Origin of the sequence: uncultured Novosphingobium sp. (genome assembly GCF_964277725.1) — a bacterium.
GTDB lineage: Bacteria > Pseudomonadota > Alphaproteobacteria > Sphingomonadales > Sphingomonadaceae > Novosphingobium > Novosphingobium fluoreni.
Window position 1 is genome coordinate 1 of sequence record NZ_CAXYKL010000285.1, and the last position, 5,919, is coordinate 5,919.

The window sequence follows — 5,919 nt, forward strand, 5'->3', positions numbered from 1 at the left end:
ACCCGGACCGGAGCGGGCAATCGCGGCTGCGCGCGGGCGCGGCCAACTTGCTGGCCGACGTGCTGGAATCGCTCGACCCCGAACGGCTCGGCACCCAGGTCCGCGCCGGGCTGGTGCATCAGCTGGAGAAGATCGAGCTGTCGCCGCTGCTGGGCCAGATGCTCAGCGCCGCGATCGCAGACCGGCGACACCTCCCCTTGCTGGAAGGCGCGATCCGCTGGGCGGGCAATGCGCTGGAAGCCAACGAGGACCTGGTGCGCGCGATGATTCGCGAGCGGGCCAATTCGCTTCTGCGCTTTGCCGGGCTCGACACCCGCCTCGCCAATGCGGTGCTGGACGGGCTGTACAAGCTGCTGGCCGAAATGGTGGTGCAGCCTGACCATCCGCTGAAGCTGAAGATCGAGACGATGATGGAGGAGCTGGCGCACAACCTGGTCCACGATCCCGCCACGCGCCTGAAGGTAGAGCGCGCCAAGCTGGACCTGCTGGCCAATCCTGCCGTCAGCGAATGGTGGCAAAGCGTGTGGGAGCGGCTGCGCCGTTCGCTGATCGAGGCGGCGCGCAATCCCGATACCGCGCTGGGCACGCGCATCACCGGCATGTTGGGAGAGCTGGGGCAGGCCTTGCGGCAGGACCCGGCGCTGCAATTGCAGATCAACCGCTTTGCGCGCCGCACGCTGGTGGGCGTCGTCTCCCGCTATGGCGACGAGATCGTGCGCATCGTGTCGGAAACGGTGAAGCGTTGGGACGCGCACACCGTCACCGCCCGGATCGAGGGTGCGGTGGGGCGCGACTTGCAGTTCATCCGCATCAACGGCACGCTGGTGGGGGGGCTGTTCGGCCTCGCCATTCATGCCGTGGAGCGCTTTTTGTGATCGAGACGCCCTTGCTGCAGACTGAGCGGTTCGACTTGTGGCAACCGCGTGGGCCGCAGGACGTGGCCGCGCTGTGCAACCTGATCTCCGATGAAAAGACGCGGCGGTTCCTGGGGCATGCCCGTGCGGAATTACCGGCGCAGTGGGAACGCTTCATGCGCAATGCCGGATCGTGGGCGATCTATGGGTACGGCGTGTTCCAGGTCCGCCCGCGTGGTGACGAAGATCTGATCGCCAGCATCGGCGTGTTCCATTCGTGGCGTGGTTTCGATCCCAGCATGAATGACCAGCCCGAGGCCGGATGGATCGTCCGCCGGGACTGGTGGGGCCGGGGCGTCGCGGTGGAGGTGATGCGCACGGTGCTGGCATGGTTCGATGCCACCCATGCCGCGCCCCGGATCGTCGCCATGATCGATCAGGGCAACACGGCTTCGGTAAAGGTGGCGGGCAAGCTGGGCTTCGCGCGCTATGGAGGATTTACCGATCCCGATGGCACGACGCTGGATATGTTCGAGCGGGTGCGCTGACGCGTGATGATCGGGGGTAGAGTTGAGGGTTGAGGGTTGAGGCGGACGAGGCCTCCGACCCCCCCCTCCGTTCGTGTCGAGCGTAGTCGAGACACGGTAGCGCCGCCTCAGCGTGTGTCTCGACTTCGCTCGACACGAACGGGACAATACATGCGAACCAAAGGGGCTAACCCCCTAGTGCGATCTGCCCTAGCACTTAGCCGCAATCCAGTTCGTAAAAGTCGACGATGTGCTTCCAGCCTTCCTCGGCGGTTTCGCACCAGCGGAACAGGTCGGTGTCGTTGGCGTTGATCACGCCTTCCTCCGCCAGCGCGTCGAAGTTCACCACGCGGTTCCAGTAGTCCTTGCCGTAAAGCAGGATCGGGATCGGCTTCATCTTGCCGGTCTGGATGAGGGTCAGCAGTTCGAAGAATTCGTCGAACGTGCCGAAGCCGCCCGGGAACACGGCTACCGCGCGCGCGCGCAGCAGGAAGTGCATCTTGCGCAGCGCGAAGTAGTGGAACTGGAACGAGAGGCTGGGCGTCACATATTCGTTGGGCGCCTGCTCATGCGGTAGCACGATGTTGAGACCGATGGACTCCGCCCCCGCCTCGGTCGCGCCGCGATTGGCCGCTTCCATGATCGAGGGCCCGCCGCCCGAGCAGACCACGAACTGGCGCATGTCCTTTTCCACGATGGCGCACTGGCTGGCGGTGAAGGCCAGCTTGCGCGCTTCCTCGTAATAGTGGGACTTGGCGATCAGCCGTTCCACCACCTTGGTGCGCTCGGGCGTGGTGGCGGTGGCGCGCACCGCTTCGACGTGCTCGGGCGAAGGGATGCGGGCAGAGCCGTACATCACCAGGGTGGAGCCGATGCCCGCTTCTTCCAGCAGCATCTCGGGCTTCAGCAGCTCCAGCTGAAAACGCACGGGCCGCAGCTCGTCGCGGAGGAGAAATTCGGAATCGAGGAACGCCAGGCGATAGGCCGGGTCCTGCGTCTGGGGGGTGGTGCTGGCCTTGGCTTCGGCGAAGCCGGCTTCCTGCTGGGCCTTGTAGAAACGGCCTTTGGTGAGGTTCTTGTCGTCTGGTTCAGTCATATGTGCGCACATGGCAATTGCCTCGCGCCGCGTCGAGGGCAAAGCGACGGTGACCCCCTCCGTCATGCCCCTGCGGGTGATGGGGGAACCGGCATCGCCCCGCGCGCCTTACCTTCCTGAATGCATGACCCGATCGCCCGATTTATCCGCAACCTGCTGTGCTATGGCCAAGACGTCCACGCGGTGGCCGATGCGGCGGAGGCCGCGCCACGCGATGCCCAGCTGAACGCCTTCGCCGCCGCCACCTCGCTCTTCGGCATGACCCCGGCCTCGCACGAGGCGGCGGACCCGTACCTCGACCGGGCACAGGGTGCGGCGACCGGCAGGGCCGAACGGGCGCTGGTCGACGCGGTGCAGGCCTGGCGCGCGAATGATCGGCCCGCCGCCATCGTGCACTTCCGCCGGCGGCTGGAACTGCGGCCCGATGATCTGGCCACCTCCAAGCTGTGCCAGCTGCTGCATCTGGACCTGGGTGACTTTGCCGGCATGGTCGATACGATCGAGACGACATTGCCGCACCATCGCGGCAATCACTACGTCACCGGCCAACTGGCGTTCGCGCTGGAGGAGGCCGGAGAGCCGCAACGCGCCGCAGACCTTGCCCGGCGCGCGGTGGACCAGGCGCAGGCGGCGGACGCGGACGATCCATGGTCGATTCACGCGTTGCTTCACGTCCACCATCGCCGGGGCGAGCGAGCGGCGATCATCGCGCTGGTGCGCCGCCATGCCCCGCTGTGGGAGCGGTGCGGCACGTTCATGGCGCTCCACGCCTGGTGGCATGCCGCGCTGGCGATGCTCGATCTGGACGATCTGGATGGCGCTCTGGCGGTGTACGATGCGCATATCGGCCCAAGCGATCCCGCGTGCGTGCAAAGCCTGGTCGCGCGCGTGTCCCTGCTGGAGCGGCTCCGGCTGCGCGGCGTGGATGTGCGGGATCGCTGGCCGGCGTTGGAGACGGGACTGGGCCAGCGCGCGGCCGACGGTATCAACGGCTTTCTGGATGTGCATTACGCCTATGGCCTGGCGCGAACCGGAGCGGTGGCCGAGGCGCGGGCGGCGATCGAGGGGCTTGACGGGCTGGCTGCGGCAGCAGCCCGGGCGCTGGTGGATCACGCCAGCGGCAATTACGACGCCGCGGCCTGCGCATTGGCGGCGCTACGCCCGCTGCTGGTTCGGCTGGGCGGCAGCCATGAGCAGCGCCAGCTTTACGAACTGATCGAGCTGGACGCCGCCTTGGCAGCCGGTCGACGCGAGCAGGCGCTGGCTCTTCTTCGCGATGGCGGCGCGGCGCGCCCTGCCTGGCAAAACCGGCTGGAAGCTGAACTCCTGACAGGGGAACGCCCAGCGCGGCGGGCCTGAAAACGGCAAAGGCCGCCCGAACCATGCCTGGTTCGCGACGGCCCTCATCCGGCTGAATTGCGCGTCACTTCAACTTACGCGTCGTCCGATGTCTTGACTCATTGGGGCGGTACGGCTCCGGCGGGCGGCGGTGGGGGCGGCACATCGCCCATGCCGGGAGCGGGCGCGCCCGGTGCGCCAGGAGCCGCATCCATACCCGGCGGCGGGGGAGGCGGCGGCGTCTGCCCGCAGGCTGCACCACCCGGTGGCGGCGGAGGGGGCGGCGGCGGTGCGAAACCGGGGCCCCGTCCATCGGGGCCAGGGCCGCGCCCATCGGGGCCAGGACCACGTCCGTCAGGACCACGTCCATCGGGGCCGGGACCACCGGGGCCATGTGGACCGCGCGGGCCGGGTCCCACTTCCATCACGCGGCCTTGCGGATCGACCAGGTAGGAGGCGCGCAGCTGGCCCTCATCATAACGGCCCTGCACCATCAGGTCGCTGCCGGTGGTGAGGTTGCGCGCGGCGTCGCGCCCGGCGTCCACCATCGCGCGGCCGCTGGCATCCTGCAGCAGCACCCGATCGCCATAGACGCCCGCGACTTTGCCCTTCACCGTGACGATGCCCTGCTTGGCGGGCAGCTTGGCGATGTCGGTTCGGATCATCGGTGCCATCTGCACCGCCGGGCGCGTCATCGAGACGGCTCCGGCGCCGCCGGCAAAGCCCAGCGCGAGTAGTATCGCCGCACCGCTCGCCAGCCTGGTGCGGGTCGAAAGTTTAGGTAACCGCATGAAAAAACTCCTTCGTGTTCTGACGAGGATGTTTTTAGCCGATTCACCCCCCACCACGCTGAACCGGGGCGTTCAGATTGCGTTTAACCCCGCGGAGTAGCCGCCGATCATGCGTATCCTGCTGGTAGAAGACGATCCCGATCTCGGCCCCGCGATTGCCAAGGCGTTGCGGGCGGAGAATTGCGCCGTCGATCTGGTGGCCGATGGGATCGACGCGCAGCACCTGGGCGATACCGAGCGATACGACGCCGCCGTGCTCGATCTCGGCCTTCCGGGGCATGACGGCATCGCCATCCTTCGCGCCTGGCGCGAAGGCGCGCGCGGGCTGCCCGTGCTGATCCTCACTGCGCGCGATGGCTGGTCGGACAAGGTGGCCGGCTTCAAGGCCGGGGCGGACGATTTCATGACCAAGCCGTTCCGGATCGAGGAGCTGATGATGCGCCTGCGCGCGCTGGTGCGCCGCGCCAGCGGCCACGCCGCGGCCCGGATCACGTGCGGCCCGCTGGTGTTCGATAGCCAGACCGGCCAGTTCGAGCTGGAAGGCCTGCCGCTGAAGCTGACGGCTCTGGAATGGCGCGTCCTGTCCACCCTGATGCTGTCCAAGGAGACGGTAATCGCGCGGCTTGATCTGCTGGAACGGGTCTACGAAGGCGATGCCGAGGTTGATTCCAACAGTCTGGAAGTGATCATCGGCCGCCTGCGCAAGAAGATCGGGGCGGACCTGATCGAGACGGTGCGGGGCCGCGGCTATCGTGTTACCGCGGCGACACCGGCCGCTTTGGAATGACGCTGATCCCGCGGTCCATCCTCCCCGCGTCGATACATGGCCGGATGCTGCTGATATCCGCGCTGGCGACGCTGGTGGCGCTGGCGGTGGCGGGGCTGGCGATCCTGGGCGTGCTGCAAGGCTTCGTCACGCGCGGGCTGGACCAAAGACTGGACGCGGAGCTTTCCCTGCTGGCGACGGCGGTGCGGCCAGACGGCACGATCGACAAGCCAAGGCTGGAGCAGGTCCGCGCCGCTCTGGCGGCGGAGCCGGGCTGGCGCTGGCGCATCGCGAGCCCGGGCGGGGTGGCCTCTTCCGCCGATTTCCCCGAAGTGGAAGATGGCCCGCTGCCGCCGCCACCGCCACCGCTGGTGCCCGCAGCCGACCGCGCGCCGCCGTCGCCCGTCGGTGGTCCGTTGCAAGGCCCGCGCGCTCATGCTCCGCAGCCGGGCGAGGGGCATGACGCGGATGGACGCCGGGTTCACATGCGCAGCGTCTCGCTTCCCAGCACCGCCGGTACGGTGACGCTCACCGCCGCCGCGCCCTG

Annotated in this window: 6 protein-coding genes and 1 pseudogene; 5 read left to right on the forward strand and 2 right to left on the reverse strand. The window is 67.9% G+C overall.

Translation table 11 applies throughout. The features are described 5' to 3' along the window. Together ACHWRX_RS15705 and ACHWRX_RS15710 are read left to right on the forward strand one after the other, a co-directional pair. The coding region (locus ACHWRX_RS15705; RefSeq protein ID WP_394659883.1) for a DUF445 domain-containing protein at nt 1-875 on the forward strand (875 nt) is incomplete at its 5' end. Further along, nucleotides 872-1,402: a GNAT family N-acetyltransferase gene (locus ACHWRX_RS15710; RefSeq protein ID WP_394659884.1), complete on the forward strand. Its 531-nt coding sequence runs from the start codon at nt 872-874 to the stop codon at nt 1,400-1,402. The genes ACHWRX_RS15705 and ACHWRX_RS15710, both read left to right, overlap by 4 nt. Nucleotides 1,403-1,598: 196 nt before the next feature. Here ACHWRX_RS15710 and ACHWRX_RS15715 read toward each other — a convergent pair whose 3' ends face one another. Next, nucleotides 1,599-2,477, reverse strand: a complete 879-nt coding sequence (locus tag ACHWRX_RS15715) for an LOG family protein (RefSeq protein WP_058738159.1) — start codon at nt 2,475-2,477, stop codon at nt 1,599-1,601. 120 nt (nt 2,478-2,597) lie between these two features. Between ACHWRX_RS15715 and ACHWRX_RS15720 the strand changes: the two genes are divergently transcribed. Then, complete coding sequence (locus tag ACHWRX_RS15720; RefSeq protein ID WP_394659885.1) at nt 2,598-3,836, forward strand: hypothetical protein; 1,239 nt, start codon at nt 2,598-2,600, stop codon at nt 3,834-3,836. A 98-nt stretch (nt 3,837-3,934) separates the two neighbouring features. Here ACHWRX_RS15720 and ACHWRX_RS15725 read toward each other — a convergent pair whose 3' ends face one another. Continuing rightward, nucleotides 3,935-4,606: a hypothetical protein gene (locus ACHWRX_RS15725; protein ID WP_394659886.1), complete on the reverse strand. Its 672-nt coding sequence runs from the start codon at nt 4,604-4,606 to the stop codon at nt 3,935-3,937. Between the two features lie 109 nt (nt 4,607-4,715). Between ACHWRX_RS15725 and ACHWRX_RS15730 the strand changes: the two genes are divergently transcribed. Next, nucleotides 4,716-5,393: a response regulator transcription factor gene (locus tag ACHWRX_RS15730; protein ID WP_394659887.1), complete on the forward strand. Its 678-nt coding sequence runs from the start codon at nt 4,716-4,718 to the stop codon at nt 5,391-5,393. Further along, a pseudogene (locus tag ACHWRX_RS15735) lies at nt 5,390-5,919 on the forward strand (ATP-binding protein); the annotation flags it as partial. The gene ACHWRX_RS15730 and the pseudogene ACHWRX_RS15735, both read left to right, overlap by 4 nt.